This window comes from Acidovorax sp. ACV01, from assembly GCF_014851495.1.
Classification (GTDB): domain Bacteria; phylum Pseudomonadota; class Gammaproteobacteria; order Burkholderiales; family Burkholderiaceae_C; genus Acidovorax; species Acidovorax radicis.
In genome coordinates, this window is record NZ_JACUZT010000004.1 from 238,768 (window position 1) to 257,598 (window position 18,831).

General features: G+C 62.6%; 18 protein-coding genes and 1 tRNA gene. 11 read left to right on the forward strand and 8 right to left on the reverse strand.

Translation table 11 applies throughout. The features are described 5' to 3' along the window. Window positions 1-204: 204 nt before the first annotated feature. Window positions 205-1,173: a tripartite tricarboxylate transporter substrate binding protein gene (locus IB243_RS13675; protein ID WP_057272250.1), complete on the reverse strand. Its 969-nt coding sequence runs from the start codon at window positions 1,171-1,173 to the stop codon at window positions 205-207. A gap of 151 nt (window positions 1,174-1,324) precedes the next feature. Continuing rightward, complete coding sequence (locus tag IB243_RS13680; protein WP_192427719.1) at window positions 1,325-1,603, reverse strand: hypothetical protein; 279 nt, start codon at window positions 1,601-1,603, stop codon at window positions 1,325-1,327. Between the two features lie 72 nt (window positions 1,604-1,675). Here IB243_RS13680 and hemA point away from each other — a divergent pair, with 72 nt between their 5' ends. From hemA to IB243_RS13715, 7 genes are all read left to right on the forward strand, one after another. After that, window positions 1,676-2,992, forward strand: a complete 1,317-nt coding sequence (hemA, locus tag IB243_RS13685; protein ID WP_010461984.1) for a glutamyl-tRNA reductase — start codon at window positions 1,676-1,678, stop codon at window positions 2,990-2,992. Window positions 2,993-3,107: 115 nt separating this feature from the next. Continuing rightward, entirely contained in the window at window positions 3,108-4,196 is a 1,089-nt protein-coding gene (gene prfA, locus IB243_RS13690) for a peptide chain release factor 1 (protein ID WP_192427721.1), read from the forward strand. Between the two features lie 73 nt (window positions 4,197-4,269). Then, window positions 4,270-5,103, forward strand: coding sequence for a peptide chain release factor N(5)-glutamine methyltransferase (gene prmC, locus IB243_RS13695; RefSeq protein ID WP_192427723.1), 834 nt, complete (start codon window positions 4,270-4,272; stop codon window positions 5,101-5,103). Window positions 5,104-5,388: 285 nt separating this feature from the next. Further along, window positions 5,389-6,096: a DUF3053 family protein gene (locus IB243_RS13700; protein WP_192427725.1), complete on the forward strand. Its 708-nt coding sequence runs from the start codon at window positions 5,389-5,391 to the stop codon at window positions 6,094-6,096. Between the two features lie 74 nt (window positions 6,097-6,170). Beyond that, entirely contained in the window at window positions 6,171-6,494 is a 324-nt protein-coding gene (gene grxD / locus IB243_RS13705; protein WP_010461991.1) for a Grx4 family monothiol glutaredoxin, read from the forward strand. Between the two features lie 179 nt (window positions 6,495-6,673). Then, window positions 6,674-7,681 (forward strand): AAA family ATPase, encoded by a 1,008-nt coding sequence (locus IB243_RS13710; protein ID WP_010461994.1) that lies wholly within the window; start codon window positions 6,674-6,676, stop codon window positions 7,679-7,681. Between the two features lie 119 nt (window positions 7,682-7,800). Next, a complete protein-coding gene (locus IB243_RS13715; protein WP_192427727.1) occupies window positions 7,801-9,150 on the forward strand; it encodes a hemolysin family protein in 1,350 nt (449 codons plus the stop codon). Window positions 9,151-9,277: 127 nt separating this feature from the next. Here IB243_RS13715 and IB243_RS13720 read toward each other — a convergent pair whose 3' ends face one another. Both IB243_RS13720 and IB243_RS13725 read right to left on the reverse strand, forming a co-directional pair. Beyond that, window positions 9,278-9,970 (reverse strand): lytic transglycosylase domain-containing protein, encoded by a 693-nt coding sequence (locus tag IB243_RS13720; protein ID WP_192427729.1) that lies wholly within the window; start codon window positions 9,968-9,970, stop codon window positions 9,278-9,280. Next, window positions 9,967-11,709, reverse strand: coding sequence for a proline--tRNA ligase (locus IB243_RS13725; RefSeq protein ID WP_192427730.1), 1,743 nt, complete (start codon window positions 11,707-11,709; stop codon window positions 9,967-9,969). Before IB243_RS13725 ends, IB243_RS13720 begins: the two co-directional genes overlap by 4 nt. A gap of 92 nt (window positions 11,710-11,801) precedes the next feature. On the opposite strand from IB243_RS13725, the gene IB243_RS13730 reads away from it, so the two are divergent. Beyond that, on the forward strand, window positions 11,802-12,470 hold the full coding sequence (locus IB243_RS13730) for an RNA pyrophosphohydrolase (protein WP_192427732.1): 669 nt from the start codon (window positions 11,802-11,804) through the stop codon (window positions 12,468-12,470). A 134-nt stretch (window positions 12,471-12,604) separates the two neighbouring features. Here IB243_RS13730 and proB read toward each other — a convergent pair whose 3' ends face one another. The 4 genes from proB to rplU all read right to left on the reverse strand — a co-directional run bounded on the left by proB (window position 12,605) and on the right by rplU (window position 15,667). After that, a complete protein-coding gene (gene proB, locus IB243_RS13735) occupies window positions 12,605-13,744 on the reverse strand; it encodes a glutamate 5-kinase (protein ID WP_192427734.1) in 1,140 nt (379 codons plus the stop codon). 92 nt (window positions 13,745-13,836) lie between these two features. Then, window positions 13,837-14,907: an Obg family GTPase CgtA gene (gene cgtA, locus IB243_RS13740; RefSeq protein WP_010462007.1), complete on the reverse strand. Its 1,071-nt coding sequence runs from the start codon at window positions 14,905-14,907 to the stop codon at window positions 13,837-13,839. Between the two features lie 174 nt (window positions 14,908-15,081). After that, entirely contained in the window at window positions 15,082-15,339 is a 258-nt protein-coding gene (rpmA, locus tag IB243_RS13745; RefSeq protein ID WP_008905145.1) for a 50S ribosomal protein L27, read from the reverse strand. 16 nt (window positions 15,340-15,355) lie between these two features. After that, window positions 15,356-15,667, reverse strand: a complete 312-nt coding sequence (gene rplU / locus IB243_RS13750) for a 50S ribosomal protein L21 (RefSeq protein ID WP_010462012.1) — start codon at window positions 15,665-15,667, stop codon at window positions 15,356-15,358. A 225-nt stretch (window positions 15,668-15,892) separates the two neighbouring features. On the opposite strand from rplU, the gene IB243_RS13755 reads away from it, so the two are divergent. The 3 genes from IB243_RS13755 (at window position 15,893) to pilB (ending at window position 18,814) form a co-directional block, all read left to right on the forward strand. Further along, a complete protein-coding gene (locus tag IB243_RS13755; protein ID WP_050812516.1) occupies window positions 15,893-16,822 on the forward strand; it encodes a polyprenyl synthetase family protein in 930 nt (309 codons plus the stop codon). A gap of 43 nt (window positions 16,823-16,865) precedes the next feature. Continuing rightward, window positions 16,866-16,942 (forward strand) — tRNA-Pro (locus tag IB243_RS13760). Between the two features lie 132 nt (window positions 16,943-17,074). Then, entirely contained in the window at window positions 17,075-18,814 is a 1,740-nt protein-coding gene (gene pilB, locus IB243_RS13765; RefSeq protein WP_192427736.1) for a type IV-A pilus assembly ATPase PilB, read from the forward strand. The last annotated feature ends 17 nt before the right edge of the window (window positions 18,815-18,831 follow it).

Genomic DNA, 18,831 nt, shown 5'->3' on the forward strand with positions numbered 1-18,831 from the left:
TCCAAGGCCAGCGCCACCGCGGAACCGGCTTTGCCGGGCCTCCATTGGCGTCCCTCTCCGCGTGGACTTTTTTTTGCCCGCCACGCCCTAGGGCATGCCGTCACCCCAACCCCGCACCAAGGCCAGCGCCACCGTGGAACCGGCTTTGCCGGGCCACCGGTGGCGTCCCCCTTCCAGGGGGAAGGCGCGCAGCGCCTCAGGGGGTCAGTCCAATTTAGCGCCCGACTTCTTCACCGCGTCGGCCCAGCGCGGCAGCTCGGCCGCAAGGAATTTCGCAAAATCGTCCGATCCCAGAAACGCCGGGTCGGCCCCCTGGCTCACCATGCGATTGCGCACATCGGGCATCTGCAGCACCTGTCCAAAGGCATCGCTGAGCTTATTGACCACATCTTTGGGTGTCCCGGCCGGAGCCAGAAAGCCGTAGAAGCCTACCACCTCGAAGCCCTTGATGCCGCTCTCGATCACCGTGGGCACATCGGGCAGCGCGGGGTTGCGCTCCTTGCTGGTCACGGCCAGGGCGCGCACCTTGCCCTGCTTGTGGTAGCTGGCCGCCTGCGGGATGCTCTCGGCCATGAATTGCACCTGCCCGCCCATCAGGTCGGTGAATGCCGGGGCGCTGCCCCGGTAGGGAATGTGCACCATGAACAGGCCCGTGGCGGTCTTGAACATCTCGGGCACCAGGTGGCTGATGCCGCCGTTGCCCGCCGAGCCAAAGTTGACCTGGCCCGGCCGCGACTTGGCATAGGCCATGAACTCCTGCAGGTTCTTGGCGGGCACGCCGGGGTTCACCAAAAGGGCCAGTGGCTGCATGGCGGTGCGCGCAATCGGCACAAAATCCTTGAGGGTCGAATACGGCAACCGGCTGTAGAGCCCCGGGTTGATGACCATCACGCCGGTGTTGGCCAGCATGAGGGTGTGGCCGTCGGGCGGCGCCTTCATCACGTCCTGCGCGCCCACGGTGCCACCCGCGCCAGCCTTGTAATCCACCACCACGGGCTGGCCCAGCACGGCCTGCAGCTTGTCGGTAAGCAAACGGGCATGCTGGTCCAGCGGACCGCCCGCCGGAAACCCCACCACGATGCGAATGGGTTTGGAAGGGAAGGCCTGGGCCTGCGCGGCGGCAGACAGGGCAAGACCTGCGGCAAGGGCGATCCAGGTACGCATCAGCTTCATGGGGGGTGTCTCCAGCAGTCAGTGTTATGGGTGTGCATCCTTCAGCGGCGGACCATGGGGCGACGCCGCTGAAGAGGCACCAAGGCTAGCAGACACCAGGGCGCCAGAACCCCGTCCCCCGGCCCTCGCAAACCCTCAGGAGGGCAGGCGCTCAGGCCTTCCAGCCCCGCACCAGAACCCACTGGCAGGTTGCACAGACCACGACCAGGGCAGCATAGGTCAGCATCTTGCCGTCACGCCCCCACACCACAAGCCCTGCCAGCAGCGTGGCCAGCCCGACCCCAAAAACAACAGCGGCATGCAGCCACCCCGAGAGCGTTGCGGGCGCCTTGGAGTGGATGAAACGCCGTGAAAGCCCCAGCAGCAGCGCCATGGCGGCGGCAGGTGCCGCAAAATTGAGCAGGTGGTTGAAAACGTCCAGAGGACCCATGGAATTGACCCAAATCAAGGCTTGAACAAGCAAGGCCGCCTGTTCGGGCCAACAATTTTATAATCGGTGACTATGGCAGTCTGGGCCCTCGGCATCAACCACACCACCGCGCCGCTCGATCTGCGTGGCCGGTTCGCGTTCGCGCTCGACCAGATCGCCCCCACATTGCATGGTTTGCGCCAGTCGCTGGGCACCACCAGCCGCCACCCCGGGGTGGAAACGGCCATCATCTCCACCTGCAACCGCACCGAAATCTACTGCGCGGGCGAGCAGGCCGCCATGGACCATACGCTGGGCTGGCTGGCCCAGAGCGGCGGTGTGAGCCCCGCACTGTTGCGCTCGCACTCGTACACGCTCGAAGACAGCCTGGTCGCGCGCCATGCCTTCCGCGTGGCCAGCGGGCTGGATTCGATGGTGCTGGGCGAGGCGCAGATCCTGGGCCAGATGAAAGATGCCGTGCGCGCCGCCGAAACCGCTGGCGCCCTGGGCACCACGCTCAACCAGTTGTTCCAGCGCAGCTTTGCCGTGGCCAAGGAGGTGCGCACCAGCACCGAGATCGGCGCGCACAGCATCAGCATGGCGGCCGCCGCCGTGCGGCTGGCCAGCCAGCTGTTTGAAGACCTCGGCAAGATCCGCGTGCTGTTTGTGGGCGCGGGCGAAATGATCGAGCTGTGCGCCACGCACTTCGCTGCCAAGAACCCCAAGCAGATCGCCATTGCCAACCGCACGCTGGAGCGCGGCGAAAAGCTCGCCACCCGTTTTGGCGGCGAGGTGATGCGCCTGGCCGACCTGCCCGAGCGCCTGCACGAGTTCGACGCGGTGATCAGCTGCACCGCCAGCAGCCTGCCCATCATCGGCCTGGGCGCCGTGGAGCGCGCACTCAAGAAGCGCCGCCACCGTCCCATGTTCATGGTCGACCTGGCCGTGCCGCGCGACATCGAGCCCGAGGTCAAGGCCCTGGGCGATGTCTACCTGTACACCGTGGACGACCTGGCCAGCGTGGTGCAGACCGCCCAGGCCAACCGCCAGGCCGCCGTGGCCCAGGCCGAGGCCATCATCGACGCCGGCGTACAGAGCTTCATGCACTGGATGGAGCTGCGCAGCCCCGTGGGCGAGACCGGTGGTGTCGTGCCGCTGATCCAGCAGCTCAACGCGCAGACCGACGAGTGGCGCGCGCTGGAGATCGCACGCGCCAAGAAGCTGCTGGCCAAGGGCGAGGATGTGGACGCCGTGCTGGAGGCGCTGTCGCGCGGCCTCACGCAAAAGATGCTGCACGGCACCCTGGCCGAGCTGCGCGCGGGCGATGCCGAAGTGCGCGCCCAGACGGCCCAGACCGTCTCGCGCCTGTTCCTGCGCTCGCAAAGCAAGACCCCCCACAACGGCCTGTAGCGGCGCTCGCCCGCTCCGCAGTCCGCCCCGATTTCAATCAAAATCGGCCCCTGGCGCTTTATCCACAAGCGCCACCAGCTACAAAGTCAGTAGCAATCCCCTTTTCCAGAACTCCATGAAACCCTTTCTCCGAAGCCAGCTGGAGCGCTATGCGCAGCGCCTGGGCGAACTCGACTTTCTGCTCTCGCGCGAAGACATCATGAGCGACATGGCGCAGTACCGGCGCATCTCCGTCGAACATGCCGAGGTCACACAGGTGGCAGGACGCTACGCCCGCTACCAGCAGCGCGAAGCCGACCTGGCCGGCGCCCGCGAAATGCTGGCCGATCCCGACATGGCCGAGATGGCGCAGGAAGAAATCACCAGTGCCGAAGCCGAACTGCTGCAGCTCGCAGACGAACTGCAGCGCCTGCTGTTGCCGAAGGACCCCGACGATGCGCGCAACGCGTTCGTCGAAATCCGCGCCGGCACGGGCGGCGACGAATCGGCCCTGTTCGCGGGCGACCTCACGCGCATGTACACCCGCTACGCCGACCGCGTGGGCTGGAAGGTGGAGATCGTGAGCGAGAACGCGGCCGAGCTCGGTGGCTACAAGGAAATCGTGCTGCGCATCGAAGGTGACAACGTGTACGGCCACCTCAAGTTCGAGTCCGGCGGCCACCGCGTGCAGCGCGTGCCCGCCACCGAGACGCAGGGCCGCATCCACACCAGCGCCTGCACCGTGGCCGTGATGCCCGAGCCCGACGAGCACGAGGCCATCAAGCTCAACCCGGCCGACCTGCGCATCGACACCTTCCGCGCATCGGGCGCGGGCGGCCAGCACATCAACAAGACGGATTCGGCTGTGCGCGTGGTGCACTTGCCCACCGGCATCGTGGCCGAATGCCAGGATGGCCGCAGCCAGCACGCCAACAAGGCCAAGGCGCTACAGGTGCTGCAGGCGCGCATTCAAGAGAAAGACCGCAGTGAGCGCGCCGCCAAGGAGGCCGCATTGCGCAAGGGCCTGATCGGCAGCGGCGACCGCAGCGACCGCATCCGCACGTACAACTTCCCGCAGGGCCGCCTGACAGACCACCGCATCAACCTCACCTTGTACAAGCTGCTGTATGTGATGGAAGGCGACCTGGCCGATGTGCTGCAGGCTTTGGCCCACGCGCGCGAAGCCGAGCAACTGGAAGAGCTGGAGATGGGCACCACAGGCTGATTTCTACCCAAAATTTGAACAAAATTGGCCTCTGGCGCTTGATGGAAAAGCGCCAGAAGCTATCAAAATAGTAGTGAACAAAACTTCCCCCACCCTGGCCCAGGCACTGAACCAGGCCCGCACCCTGGGCTTGGACCGCATCGATGCGCAACTGCTGCTGCTACACGCCCTGGCCCGCCCGGATGCAGGCCGCGCCTGGCTGCTGGCGCACGACACCGACACGATGAATGCGGTCGTGCACGGCCAGTTCATTGCGTTGTGCCAGCGCCGCGTGGCGGGCGAACCCGTGGCCTACCTCACCGGGCGCAAGGAGTTCTATGGCCTGCCGTTGCAGGTGGATGCGCGCGTGCTGGACCCGCGCCCGGACACCGAGACGCTGGTGGACTGGGCGCTGGAGGTGATCACCCCCCTGCCCGCACCGCAGGTGGTGGACCTGGGCACCGGCAGCGGCGCGATTGCGCTGGCCCTGCAGAGCCAGCACCCCACCGCGCAGGTGATGGCCGTGGATGCCAGCGCCGATGCCCTGGCCGTGGCCCGGGCCAATGCCGACCGGCTGGGCCTGCACGTTCGGTTTACACAGGGCAACTGGCTCACCGAGGTGCATGGGCGCTTCGACGCCATCGTCTCCAACCCGCCCTACATCGCCAGTGCCGACCCGCACCTGGCCGCCCTCACGCACGAACCGTTGCAGGCCCTTGCCAGTGGCGCCGATGGGCTCGACGACATCCGCACTATCGTCGCGCAGGCGCCCGGCTGCCTTGCGCCGGGCGGCTGGTTGCTGCTGGAACACGGCCATGACCAGGCACAGGCGGTGCGCGATCTGCTGCAGCGTGCAGGCTTCAGCACGGTGGCCAGCAGGCGCGATCTGGCAGGCATCGAGCGCTGCACAGGTGGTTGCTGGGCCTAGCAGGCTGCCGGACTTGGGAGTCGTCGGCTGCAAATCGGCCGCAGCGGAACGGTTCTCTTCCCACCAACTGTTACAAACAAAGCCCGACGCCGCGGTGTGGGCAATTCAATAATCACCGGCACCCGCTGCGGGGCAACACCTTGCCGCCACCGCTTCGGACGGCGCCCGTGTGATCGATCGGTGCCGTGCCATCCGCGCCAGGCACCCTCGGACGCTCCAGCCGCCCGCACATTGCTTCCCCGTGGCCTGCGGCTTTGGACTGCCGCCATTTTTTTGCGAGACACCATGCTTCACATTGCTTCGCGCCGCACGGCGTTGACCCGCCTGAGCGCGCTTTCTCTGGGCGCCGCCCTGACCCTGAGTGGCTGCGGCTCGGAGCCCGGCGAGCGCAAGGCGTTCATCGAGTTCCTGCAGACCCGTGTGCTCAACACCCCGCGTGCCGCCGTGCCCAAGCTGAACGAGCAGCAGCGCAAGGCGTTCGGCGCGTATGCAGCGCACTACGACATCATTACGGGCTTCAACCAGGAAATGACCGATGCGCCCCTGACACGCATGATGGCCGCCATGCAGAACATGCGCTCGCTGCCTCAGCTGCTGGCCAAGCGCACCGAGGTGGGCGAACTGCTGGCCCACGTGCCCCAGGCCCAGCAGGACGTGAAAGCGCGCATCGACCGTGCCACGGCCGCCAAGAACGCTTTGAGCCAACCCGCTGACCTGAAGGCGGTCTACGACGCCGCCTTCGACAAACTGGTGACCCAGCTCGGCGGGATGATGCTGCAGTTGCTACCGCCCATGCAAGGCATGCTCGCAGCCGCCATGGACCTCGCGACCTACGTGGAGCAAAACCCCAAGGAGGTGCAGATCGTGGGTTCCAGCGTCCAGGCGACCACCCAGGCCAGCCTGGACAAGGTCAGTGTCCTGCTCAAGAAGCTGGAGAGCGAAGCTGCTTCGGTGGCCAAGATGGAAACCGCACTGCGAAAGTTGACAGGCTGATATGCACACGCCAGCCCACTTGAAACAGGGATAATGCAGCCCCATCTGCGCACAAAACCCCTACGGAAGTCCCCATGAGCGATACCCAACAACGCATCGACGCCCTCGTGAAATCCAGCGAGATCCTGCTGTTCATGAAGGGCAACGCCAGTTTCCCCATGTGCGGCTTTTCGGGCCGAGCCATCCAGATCCTGAAGGCCTGCGGCGTGGACCCCAAGAGCGTGGTCACCGTGAACGTGCTGGAAGACGAAGAAATCCGCCAGGGCATCAAGGAATACAGCAACTGGCCCACGATTCCCCAGCTCTACGTGAAGGGCGAGTTCATTGGCGGCTCGGACATCATGATGGAGATGTATGAGTCGGGCGAACTCAAGCAGGTGCTGGGCACCGAGGCCTGATCTCTCCCGGAGACATCCCCTCAAAAAAAGGCCGCCATCGGGCGGCCTTTTTGCTTTTGGGCATTTGATTTTTGGGTGTTCCTGCAACAGGGGCACCAATCGGGGGCTTATCCGATATTGCAGCAGGCATGTTGTGTGCTTGAATGATTGTGTGACCTCACATCACAAAGGAGCATGCAATGACCAGCCATAGCCTTGTTCCCCAGCCCCCGGCCCTGCGCCTACCGGTGGCCCAGATGCGCAATGTATTCCACCCCGGCGATGTCGAGCGCAAGCTCGCACGGCTGCAGGAGTCCGGCAACCAGCGCGAATACGAAACCCTGCGCACCGTCTACGAACGCATGCTGGAGCGTGGCCCGGAGCGCTTTCAGGTCAAGCCCTCGGGCATCCCCGACATGGCCAGCCTGTACGAGCAGTTGCCCAACTTCACCGAGGTGCTGGACGACGTGAAGCGCCATGTGGCACTGGCACAAGACAGCAGCGATGGCCTAGAGGTCACGCCCATGCTGCTGCTGGGCCCGCCCGGCATCGGCAAGACCCACTTTGCGCGCCACCTGGCCGAGCTGCTGGGCACGGGCATGAACCTCTTGCCTATGAGCTCCATGACCGCAGGCTGGCTGCTGTCGGGCTCGTCCGCGCAGTGGAAGGGCGCCCGCCCCGGCAAGGTGTTCGAAGCGCTGGTGGAGGGCGAATACGCCAATCCTGTCATCGTGGTGGACGAAATTGACAAGGCCAGCACCGACGCCCAGTACGACCCGCTGGGCGCGCTGTACAGCCTGCTCGAACACGATACGGCGCAAAGCTTCACCGACGAATTTGCCGAGGTAGCCATCGATGCCAGCCAGGTGATCTGGATCACCACGGCCAATGACACACGCGGCATCCCCGACCCCATCCTGAACCGCATGAACGTCTTCGAGGTAGAGGCCCCCACGTTGGAGCAGGCGCGCACCATCGCCCGTATCTTGTACCAAGGCATCCGCGCGGGGCACGACTGGGGCCGCCTGCTGGACCCCGAGCCACTCGATGATGTGCTGGACCACCTCGCACAGATGCCCCCGCGCGAAATGCGGCGTGCACTGATGACGGGCTTTGGCAATGCGCGGCTGGACCGCCGGTCCACCGTGGAGATCACCGACCTGCCCAAGGCGACGTCAGGGCGCGGCCGCATCGGCTTCGTGCAGTAGCCGCTGCAAGGTGCGTTGAGGGCCGCTGCGCATGCGCGGCCCCGGTATCCGTGCGCGGGGCGCCCAGATACACTCGAGAGGCCGGTGAGCCACGGCCTGTGCTCTGTCGTCACCTTCCCATGACCCTGTCCCAAAGCCTCTTCGTCATCGGGCTGCTGATTGCAGCCAGCGCCTTCTTTTCCATGGCCGAGATATCGCTCGCCGCAGCGCGCCGCCTGCGCCTGCGGCAGATGGCCGACGAAGGGGATGCCCGGGCGGACCAGGTGCTGCGCATGCAGGAGCAGCCAGGCGACTACTTCACGGTGGTGCAGGTGGGGCAGAATGCCGTCGCCATCCTGGGCGGTATCGTGGGCGAAGGTGCCCTGAGCCCGCACTTCAGCGCACTGTTCGGCCTGTGGCTGTCCGAGTCGAGTGCGCAGAAGGTGGGCTTTCTCGCCTCGTTCCTGGTCATCACCTCCCTGTTCATCCTGTTTGCGGACCTGTTCCCCAAGCGCCTGGGCATGGCCGAGCCCGAGCGGCTGGTGGTGCGGCTGGCACAGCCCATGGCCTGGTGCATGGCCTTGCTGCGCCCCGTGGTGTGGTTCTACAGCCGGGGGGCGGATGCGCTGTTCCGGGTGTTGGGCATGTCGTCGCTGCGAGACGACCGCATCACCTCGGACGACATCCTGGCGATGATGGAAGCGGGTGCGCGTGCCGGAGTGCTGGCCGCCCGCGAACAGCAGGTCATCACCAACGTGTTTGAGCTGGACACGCGCATGGTGTCCAGCGCCATGTCGCCGCGCGACCGCATTGCATTCTTTCTGCGCGACGAGCCGGACTCCGTTATACGCCTGCGTATCGCCGCCGAGCCGTTTTCGACCTACCCCGTGTGCGAGCGCGATATCGACCATGTGGTGGGCTACGTGGACGCAAAAGACCTGTTCCAGCGGGTGCTGAACAACCAGCCGATCTCGCTGGCCGACGACAGCCTGGTGCGCAAGGTGCTCATCGTGCCGGACCGGCTGACCCTCTCAGAGGTGCTGGAGCAGTTCCGCCAGGTGCACGAAGACTTTGCCGTGATCGTGAACGAGTACAGCCTGGTGGTGGGGGTGGTGACGCTGAACGACGTGATGAGCACCGTGATGGGCGACCTGGTAGGCCCGGCAGACGAAGAGCAGATCGTGCGGCGCGATGAAAACTCGTGGCTCATTGACGGCGTGACACCGGTGGAGGACGTGCTGCACGCACTGTCGCTGGACGAACTGCCCCACGCCGAGGAATACGAAACCCTCGCAGGCTTCCTGATGGTGATGCTGCGCCGCGTGCCACGGCGCACCGACAGCGTGAGCTGGGGCGGCTACAAGTTCGAGGTGCTGGACGTGGACAGCTACCGCATCGACCAGGTGATGGTGTCCCGCCTCGGAGCCCCCCAGTCAGAGGGCTCCACCCAGGTCATCCAGATAGACAGCACCACGCCCGCTTCGAAATAGGCCAACCTGCGAATTGGCCCCGCAGGCCCAGCGGAAGCTGATTGCCTCTGTTACCCGCTGAATACAAGCCAAATTGGCCCCTGGCGCTTGATAGATAAACGCTAGCAGCTACATAAATAGTAGCAATTCAAGCGGCAGGCAGTTGTGGTTTTTCGCCAAACAGCCAGTTGCGCTGTGCGCCAAACACGGCGTCCGGATAGGGCGAACGACCCCGGCTGCCGTTGTAGCGACCCAGCGCCATGAACAGGTCGCCCCGCTCCCGGTCGATGTAGTGCCGCAGGATCACGCAGCCAAAGCGCAGATTGGTCTGCATCTGGAACAGCTTGCCGGCATCCCCGTCTCCGATCACCCGCGTCCAGAACGGCATGACCTGCATGTAGCCGCGCGCCCCCACGCTGGAGACCGCATATTTTCGGAATGCGCTCTCGACCTGAATCAGGCCCAGCACCAGGGACACATCGAGCCCGGCGCGCTTGGACTCGTACCACGCGGTTTGCAGGAAATCGCGGCGGACCTCCCACTCGGGCTTGCGGCGGCGCAGGCGGTCGCTCATGGCGGCCAGCCAGCGCAGGTAGTGAATGCGGGCCTCAGTGGTAAAAAAATGCGGCTCCGGCGGAGCCTGGTTGGCAATGGCCGAACTCAGTGCCGTGCGCACGGAATCCATCAAGGGTTCCTCCAGTTGCCCGCCCGCATGCGCGAACGAAGGCGCCGCCAGCCACGTCGCTGGCGCTGACAGGGCAGCCAAGCATGCGCGCCGGGACACGCCGCCCCCGTCATCGAGGGGCGTACCTGCCGCAGAAACCAACCGCGCCCCGTTCATACCGCCATGCGGCCCTTCACGTGGGCCAGGATGTCTGCCGTGGCCACCTTGGTGGCCGCTGAGTCACGGCGGTGCTGGTACTCGACCACGCCGTCTTTGAGGCTCTTGTCGCCAATGGTCACGCGGTGCGGCACACCGATCAGCTCCCAATCGGCAAACATGGCACCGGGGCGCTCGCCCCGGTCGTCCAGGATCACATCCACGCCCGCTGCCAGCAGGTCAACGTAGAGCTGCTCGGCCGTGGCCTTGACGGCCTCGCTGCGGTCCATGCCCACGGGGCAGACCACCACGGTGAATGGGGCAATGGCGTCGGGCCAGATGATGCCGCGCTCGTCGTGGTTTTGCTCGATGGCCGCAGCGGGCAGGCGCGTGACGCCAATGCCGTAGCAGCCCATTTCGAAAAATGCGGGCCGGCCATCGTCGCCGAGGAAGGTCGCGTTCATGTCCTTGCTGTACTTGGTGCCCAGGTAGAACACGTGGCCCACTTCGATGCCACGCTCGATCGCCAGTTCGCCCTTGCCGTCGGGCGAGCGGTCGCCCGCCACCACGTTGCGCAGGTCCGCCACCGCATCGGGCTCGGGCAGGTCGCGACCCCAGTTGACGCCCGTGATGTGGAAATCAACCTCATTGGCCCCGCAGATCCAGTCGGCCATCAGGGCCACCTCGCGGTCCACCACGATCTTCAAAGGCTTCTTCAAACCGATCGGCCCCAGATAACCCGGCTTGCAGCCAAAGTGCTCCTCGATTTCGCCCAGCGTGGCAAAACGGAAACCCGCCAGGCCCGGCACCTTGGCCACCTTGATCTCGTTCATATCGTGGTCGCCACGCAGCAGCAGCAGCCACACCTGGGTCTTGACGATCTCGCCCGCCTCGTTGGCTTCGTCCGTGGCGAGTACCAGCGACTTCACGGTGGTCGCGAGCGGCACGCTGAGCAGCTCTGCGACGTCGGCACAGGTGCTCTTGCCCGGCGTGGCTGTCTTGGTCAGCGCCTGCGTGGCAGCGCCGCGTGGACCGGCGGGGGCCAGGGCTTCGGCCTTTTCCATGTTGGCGGCGTAATCGCTCTCTGGGCAATAGACGATGGCGTCCTCGCCCGTGGCGGCGATCACCTGGAACTCTTCGGAGAGGTCGCCACCGATGGCACCGCTGTCGGCCGCCACGGCGCGGTAGGTCAGGCCAAAGCGGTCAAAAATGCGGCGATAGGCCTGTGCCATGACCTGGTAGCTGGCCTTGGCCGCCGCCTGGTCGCGGTCAAAGCTGTAGGCGTCCTTCATGATGAACTCGCGGCCACGCATCAGGCCAAAACGTGGGCGGCGCTCGTCGCGGAACTTGGTCTGGATCTGGTAGAAATTCTTGGGCAGCTGCTTGTAGCTCTTGAGCTCCTGGCGCGCGATGTCAGTGATCACTTCTTCGCTGGTGGGCTGCACCACGAAGTCACGGCCGTGGCGGTCCTGGATGCGCAGCAACTCGGGGCCCATTTTTTCAAAACGACCCGTTTCCTGCCATAGCTCAGCGGGTTGCACCACGGGCATGGTCAGCTCCACGGCACCTGCACGGTTCATTTCCTCGCGCACGATGGCTTCCACCTTGCGGATCACCCGCAGCCCCATGGGCATGTAGTTATAGATGCCAGCGCCCAGCTTCTTGATCAGCCCCGCCCGCGTCATGAGTTTGTGGCTGACCACTTCGGCATCCGCCGGAGCTTCCTTGAGGGTGGAAATAAAGAATTGGGAGGCTTTCATCGGAATCGATTGCAGGCAGAACGGGGCCGTCCACTTGCTGCGCGCTAGGCGCCGTGCATAATGGACACAGTTTAAAAATTTGGGGTTTGATTATGCTTGACCGGGACGGCTTTCGGCCGAACGTCGGCATCATCCTGCTCAACCAGAAAAACCAGGTGTTCTGGGGCAAACGCATACGCACCCACAGCTGGCAGTTTCCGCAGGGTGGCATTGACCGGGGCGAGACCCCCGAGCAAGCCATGTTCCGGGAGTTGCATGAGGAAGTGGGCTTATTGCCCAACCACGTACGCGTGGTGGCCCGCACCCGGGACTGGTTGCGCTATGAGGTGCCTGACCGGTACATCCGCCGCGATGCACGCGGACACTACAAGGGCCAGAAACAAATCTGGTATCTGCTTCAACTGATGGGCCACGACTGGGACCTGAACCTTCGTGCCACCAACCATCCAGAATTTGACGCTTGGCGCTGGAACGACTACTGGGTTCCGCTGGACGTGGTGGTCGAGTTCAAACGTGGCGTGTATGAAATGGCGCTGACGGAGCTGGCCCGCTTCCTGCCTCGGCACGAACAGCGCAACCGCTATCTGCGCAGTGGCATGCGCACGCGCGAGGGTGAACACGCGGGCACCATGTTCCGGACGGGGTCCATGCTGATCAATCCAGGCATGGAGCTTCCCCCAGGGGCCAGTTTCGATCCCGACCCGCAGAACAGTGTGCCCGGGGAACTGGACGGCCTGCCCACGGTCACGACGCCGCGTTAAGCCAGTTAGCCAGTTAGCCAGTTAGCCAGTTAGCCAGTTAGCCAGTGAAGTTCTTCAGTTAACTTGGAAGCTCCATGAAAAACGCCTGCAGATAGCAGGCGTTTTGCTGTGCAGAGGCTGTTCGTGCTTCGCGCTCAGCTTGTGGTCAGCACCATGTTGTCGCGATGCACCATCTCGGGCTCTGCCACGTAACCGAGCAGCTTCTCAAATTCAGTCGAAGGCTTGCGGCACAACATTCGGGCCTCCGCCGCTGCATAGTTGGCCAGACCACGGGCAATTTCCGTACCGGATGCATCTCGCACTGCAATCACGTCCCCGCGGGAAAAGTCGCCCTCGACCGCTGTCATTCCGATGGGGAGCAGGCTCTTGCCTTCATCACGCACCTTGGCGGCAGCCCCGGCGTCCACCACCACCGAACCCCGCAGCTGTAGGTGGTCGGCCATCCACTGTTTGCGGGCCTGCTTCTTCTGCGTCTGGGCCACGAGCAAAGTGCCCAGCGCCTCGCCACGCACAAGGCGGACCAGTACTTCGGGTTCACGCCCCCAGGCAATCACGGTGGACGCACCCGAGCCAGCAGCCCGCTTGGCCGCCAGGATCTTGGTGATCATGCCGCCCTTGCCGATGCTGGAACCCGCGCCGCCGGCCATGGCCTCCAGTGCCGGGTCGCCCGCCTTGGCTTCGTGGACAAACTGCGCCGATGCATCACGGCGCGGATCGGCCGTGTACAGCCCCTTCTGGTCGGTCAGGATGATCAGCGCATCGGCCTCCACCAGATTGGCCACCAGGGCACCCAGCGTGTCGTTGTCGCCGAACTTGATTTCGTCGTTGACGACGGTGTCGTTCTCATTGATCACCGGCACCACGCCCAGGCGCAGCAGCGTGAGCAGTGTGGAACGGGCGTTCAGGTAGCGCTCCCGATCGGCCAGGTCCGCATGGGTGAGCAACACCTGCGCGCTGCCCATGCCCTGCTCGCGCAGCTTGGTTTCGTACATCTGCGCCAGCCCCATCTGTCCGACGGCGGCAGCGGCCTGCAGCTCGTGGACTTCGTGCGGCCGCGTGGTCCAGCCCAGGCGCTTCATGCCTTCGGCAATGGCACCGCTGGACACCATCACAACCTCGCGCGGCGCGCCGCCGTCGCCACGCACCAGGGCAGCCAGTTGGCGGCTCCATTCACCAATGGCGGTTTCGTCCAGGCCACGCCCCTCATTGGTCACAAGACTGGAACCCACCTTGACCACGATGCGGCGGGCACCTCGCAATACGCTGGAAACCATTTTTTTAGTGCTTTTGGCCACTAGCGCTTGTTTATCAAGCGTCAACAGCTATTAGAAATATAGCAATCAAATCCGAATAGCCCTGTGACGAATCAGGCAGGAGCATCTCCGGCAAAACGAGGATCAATTTCCACCGGCTCGTTCTCCACCCGCTGCTCAGACTGCACGTGGCGGAAGATGGCATGGATCAGCGGCTCGCAGCCTTCGCGCGTGAGGGCAGAAATCTCGAAGACGGGCCCTTTCCACTTGAAGCGCTTGACGAAGTCCTTCACCCGCGCTTCCCGCTCATCGGTGGGCACCATGTCCAGCTTGTTCAGGACGAGCCAGCGCGGCTTGTTGTACAGCTGCTGGTCATATTTTTTGAGCTCGTTCACGATGGCCTTGGCCTGGGCCACGGGGTCCACCGCGTCATCGAAGGGCGCCAGATCGATAATGTGCAGCAGCAGGCGGGTGCGCTGCAGGTGGCGCAAGAACTGGTGTCCTAGACCCGCGCCCTCCGAAGCACCTTCGATCAGCCCCGGAATATCAGCCACCACAAAACTCTGCTCAGGACCCACGCGCACGACACCCAGGTTGGGATGCAACGTGGTGAACGGGTAGTCCGCAATCTTGGGGCGGGCGTTGGACACCGCCGTGATGAAGGTCGATTTTCCTGCATTGGGCATACCCAGCAGGCCCACGTCGGCCAGCACCTTCAGCTCCAGCTTCAGGTTCTTCTTCTCGCCAGGCCAGCCCGGCGTCTTCTGGCGCGGGGCACGGTTGATGGCGCTCTTGAAGCGCATGTTGCCAAAACCGCCGTCCCCACCCTTAGCGATGGTGATGACTTCGCCCGGGTTGAGCAATTCGTACAGCACTTCGCCTGTTTCGGCGTCGGTGATGATGGTGCCCACGGGCATCTTGAGGGTGATGTCGGTGCCGGCGGCACCGAACATGTCCGATCCCATGCCATGCTCGCCACGCTTGGCCTCATGCCGTCGCGAATAGCGAAAATCCACCAGAGTGTTCAGATTAGGATCAGCCACCGCAAACACATGCCCGCCGCGCCCACCGTCCCCCCCGTTGGGACCGCCGAACTCCTTGTACTTTTCATGCCGGAAAGACACGCAGCCATTGCCACCATCGCCTGCGGCAATGTCAATAAAGGCTTCATCGACGAACTTCATGGAATATCCAGTTTACAAAAGGGCGCAGCACCCACGTCAGACTGCTAAATTCAGTTGGGACTGCGGAACGCCTTGAAGGCGCTGTCTGCACGCACGTGGCCGCGCCACATCGTACAGACCAAACAACAAAGCCCCGGCAAAGCGGGGCTTCGATGGCTACCAGAGGGGTGAACCTCAGGCAGGAGTCACATTGACCGTGGACTTGGACAACGCACCCTTGGTACCGAACGACACATGACCGTCCACCAGAGCGAACAAGGTGTGATCCTTGCCCACACCGACATTGTTGCCGGGGTGGAAACGCGTGCCACGTTGACGCACGATGATCGAGCCAGCGCTGATCAGTTCACCACCGAACGCCTTGACACCAAGCATCTTTGGCTTGGAATCACGCCCGTTTCGCGTAGAGCCGCCGCCTTTTTTCTGTGCCATGACTCAGCTCCTTCGATTAAGCAGCAATCGCACCGATTTGCAGCTCAGTGAACTGCTGGCGATGGCCTTGGCGTTTTTGATAGTGCTTGCGACGGCGCATCTTGAAGATGTGCACTTTGTCGTGCTTGCCGTGGGCCACGACAGTGGCTTTCACGGTTGCGCCGGACACCAGGGGCGTACCGATCTTGAGTTCAGCGCCGTTGCCGACTGCCAAAACCTGATCGATCACAATTTCCTGGCCTACGTCCGCAGCAATCTGTTCTACTTTAATTTTTTCGCCGGAAGCAACGCGATACTGCTTGCCGCCGGTTTTTATGACCGCGTACATGTTGACCTCTTGATATGAGTTCTGCAGACGAATTTCCGCAGAGCCAAAGAGTATAACGCATAGCTCGCCAAAGCGCCAATCCCTTCGCGCCCGCAGCGCGACACCCTTGCACGTCGTCGCAGAGCACCTTCGGGGGTTCCTATAATCCGGGCTCTTTCTGTGACCACCATCTTGACTGACCACACCGCCCCCGCAGCATCTCCCATCCTGCTCGTTGCACAAGACATGCACGAGGTCGACAAGGTCATTGGTCAGCGCCTGACATCCAGCGTTCCCCTGGTGGCCCAGATATCGCAGTACATCATTGCTGCGGGCGGCAAACGCCTGCGACCCGCCCTGCTGTTGATGGTGTGTGGCGCCTTGGGCTATCGAGGGGCACATCGGCACAGCCTTGCGGCCGTCGTGGAGCTGATCCACACCGCCACGCTGCTGCACGACGATGTCGTTGACGCATCCACCCTGCGCCGGGGCCGCCCTACCGCCAACGAGACTTTTGGCAACCCTGCCAGCGTGCTTGTTGGTGATTTTTTGCACACCCGCTCCTTCCAGATGATGGTCGAGGCAGGCAGCATGCGGATCATGGAAATACTCTCGGAGGCCACCAACGTGATCGCCGAAGGGGAGGTTCTGCAGCTGATGAACATGCACGACGCCTCGCTCGACGAAGCGGGCTACCTGCGCGTCATTCGCTCCAAGACTGCCAAGCTTTTTGAAGCGAGTGCGCGCCTTGGTGCAGTACTCGCCGAAAGCCCGCCCGAGGTTGAAGAAGCATGCGCAATCTACGGGCAAGCGCTAGGCACAGCTTTCCAGATCATTGACGACGTCCTTGACTACGACGGAGACGCGACAGAGATGGGGAAAAACCTGGGCGACGATCTGCGCGAAGGCAAGTCCACCCTCCCCCTGATTGCGGCTATGGAACGCGGCACGGCGAGCCAGGCGCGCGTGGTACGCGAAGCCATTGAACAAGGCTCCACCGATCAATTGGCGGACATTGTCCAGATCGTTCGCGAGACCGGTGCCCTGGAGGTCACCCGGGCAGCCGCGTCCGCGGAAGCCCGCCGGGCCATGGCTGCTGCAGAGCAACTACCGGCGAATGAATATTCAGCAGGTTTGCTAGAATTGGCAGCACAGTTGCTCATACGACGCAACTGAAACACTCATTACATCGACTCTTGGGTGCAATCTAGTGGGCACGCGGGGTGTAGCTTAGCCTGGTAGAGCGCTACGTTCGGGACGTAGAGGCCGGAGGTTCGAATCCTCTCACCCCGACCATAAATACAAGCGCATTTCTAACAATAGCACTGCTTCTGTGGTGCTGTTGCCAATATCGGTCACTGTACAGCCTGCAGATGATCGGTGATGATAGGATGGTTTCTTTTCCACACCTAACACATTACCGGTTACATGGCCGCTGTCGATACTGTCCCCAAAGAAGCCTCCGCAGTGGCCCTTCCCGGATTGGGCAGGGCCCTGATGTCTGCTGGCAAGCTGACCCAAAAGGCAGCAGAGGACATTTACAAAAAATCACAACTTAGCCGAACCAGCTTTATTGCCGAGTTGACTGGCTCCGGCGCGGTGTCTGCCGCCGACCTGGCCCACACCGTATCGGCCGTTTTTGGCGCACCCTTGCTGGATTTGGAAGCGATTGATCCGCTGCGGCTCCCCAAAGAACTCTTGGACGGCAAGATATGCCAAGCATATCGGGTTGTTGTTCTGAGCAAGCGCAATAATCGCCTGATTGTCGCTACAGCAGATCCTACCGATCAGGAAGCTGCCGAGAAAATAAAATTCACCACCCAAATGGGGGTGGATTGGATTATTGCTGAGTACGACAAGCTTAGCCGATTGGTAGAGGCAACCACCAAATCCACCAGCGAGTCCATGGAGACCCTGACGAGTGGTGGTGGTGATTTTGAATTTGACGATGCACCCATCGAAGAGGCACCAGACAATAATGATACAGGTGCCGGTGATGTAGAAGATGCTCCCATCGTCAAGTTCTTGCACAAGATGCTACTGGACGCATTCAATATGCGTGCATCGGATCTGCACTTTGAACCTTACGAGCACCAATACCGCGTGAGATTCCGGATTGATGGAGAACTTCGCGAAATCGCGTCTCCTCCGATAGCCATTAAAGACAAACTCGCCTCGCGTATCAAGGTGATCTCCCGGCTGGATATTTCTGAAAAACGCGTTCCACAAGATGGGCGCATGAAATTGAAAGTGGGCCCGGACAGAGTGATTGATTTTCGGGTCAGTACCCTCCCCACGCTGTTTGGCGAAAAGATCGTTATCCGTATTCTGGACCCCAGCAGTGCGAAGCTGGGGATCGACGCGTTGGGCTATGAACCCCAGGAAAAGGAGCGGTTGCTCGAAGCCATTGGGCGCCCCTACGGCATGATCTTGGTCACCGGGCCCACGGGCTCTGGCAAAACCGTCTCCTTATATACCTGCTTGAATCTTCTGAATAAGCCGGGAGTCAACATCGCCACAGCTGAGGACCCCTCAGAAATTAATCTCCCGGGAGTCAACCAGGTCAATGTCAACGAGAAGGCTGGCATGACCTTTGCCGTGGCTCTCAAATCCTTCCTGCGGCAAGATCCCGACATCATAATGGTCGGCGAAATTCGCGACCTGGAAACTGCTGATATTTCTATCAAGGCGGCACAGACGGGCCACTTGGTGCTGTCGACGCTTCACACCAATGATGCTCCCACAACGTTGACACGTATGCGCAATATGGGTATTGCCCCTTTTAATATTGCCTCCAGCGTCATCCTCATTACAGCGCAGCGCTTGGCACGCCGATTGTGCCCAGTCTGTAAAACACCAGCCGACATACCGCACGAATCGCTTCTTGAAGCAGGATACAAGGAAGAAGAAATTGACGGAAGTTGGGTAACTTACCGTCCAGTGGGTTGCTCTGCATGCAACAACGGATACAAGGGACGGGTTGGCATATACCAGGTCATGCCGATCTCCGAGGACATCCAACGGATCATATTGCGCGACGGCAGTGCACTGGAAATTGCCGAGCAAGCCAGGGCGGAAGGCGTTCGCTCGCTTCGCGAATCGGGCCTGCACAAGGCAAGGCTGGGCTTCACTTCGCTGGAAGAAGTGCTTGCCGTCACCAACGAATAACAAGCTAGAGGGACCAG